Annotated in this window: 1 protein-coding gene; it reads right to left on the bottom strand. The window is 72.6% G+C overall.

Going from position 1 to position 1,076, the window contains the following annotated elements; translation table 11 throughout:
* On the bottom strand, positions 1–921 hold a 921-nt coding region (locus ACZ5CR_RS47000), incomplete at its 3' end, for an MFS transporter (protein WP_468870198.1).
* Between the last annotated feature and the right edge of the window lie 155 nt (positions 922–1,076).

Raw genomic sequence — 1,076 nt, 5'->3', positions numbered from 1 at the left:
CGTCAGGGAGAGCCCCCACACGAGCACCGCCCCGATCAGCGCGTGCCCGCCCGCGCGCGCCGTCCAGCCGCTGGTCGCCGCCCCGACGAGGGCGCCGAGCGCGGGCGCGGCGTAGAGCAGTCCGACCACGGTGGGCCCGCCGCCGAACTGCTCGTCCGCGAGGACCGGGTACAGCGCCTGCGGCATCGTGAAGACCATCGCCGCCGCGTCGATCAGCAGCAGCCCGACGATCAGGCGGTGGCCCCGGACGAAGCGCACGCCGTCCGCCACGGCGGCGAAGGCCTGCCGGACGCCCTTGCCCGCGGCGGCCTTCGCCGGAGGCAGCGGGCGCACGAAGAGCAGGGCCACGGTGAAGACCAGGAAGCCTGCCGCGTCGACCGCGAAGCAGACGGCGATTCCGGGGCCAGCGATGAGGACGCCGCCGAGCGCGGGGCCGAGCAACGCGGCGAGCTGCGTAGACGCCGCAGTCAACGCGCCCGCCGCCGCGAGGCGTTCGGTGCCGACGAGGGCGGGGATGGCCGCCATCATCGCGGGGCCGCCGAGCCCCGCGAGGAGCCCGGTGAGACCGGTCGCGACGTAGATCACCCACAACTGCGGATGCGGCAGGAGCGCGTTGGCCATGAGCCCGGCCGCGACGAGTGTCAGGGGGAGCCGGGTCACCAGCATCAGGAGGCGGCGGTCCCTGCGGTCCGCGAGGACACCACCGGCCAGTACGCCGACGACGAGCGGAAGCGCCCTGGCCAGGCTGACCAGGCCGATCTGCAACGGCGATCCCGTGAGGTCGTAGATCTGCACCGCCACGGCGACGCTCGTCATCAGGGTGCCGATCAAGGCGCCGAGGAATCCGGCGTAGAGGAGGCGGAAGTCGCGGTGCTCGCGGAGCGGCGTGAGGTCCATGGCGAGGCCGGACAGGCGAGGCATGAGCGGCTCCAAGGTGGGTCAGGTCAGCCTTACTTGGATCACTCTGGTGGGGTCGACCGTTAAAGTCAACGTGTGTGAAGTTCAAGAGGTGCGGGGCGAGCGGCGGCGTGGGACGGCCGTCCTGAGGGGGCGGTACCTTCAAGGGCGATGCACAG

It is taken from the genome of Streptomyces sp. NPDC031274 (assembly GCF_055570235.1).
The sequence above is the reverse complement of the archived record's forward strand: the minus strand, read 5'-3'. Positions and strand labels throughout refer to the sequence as shown.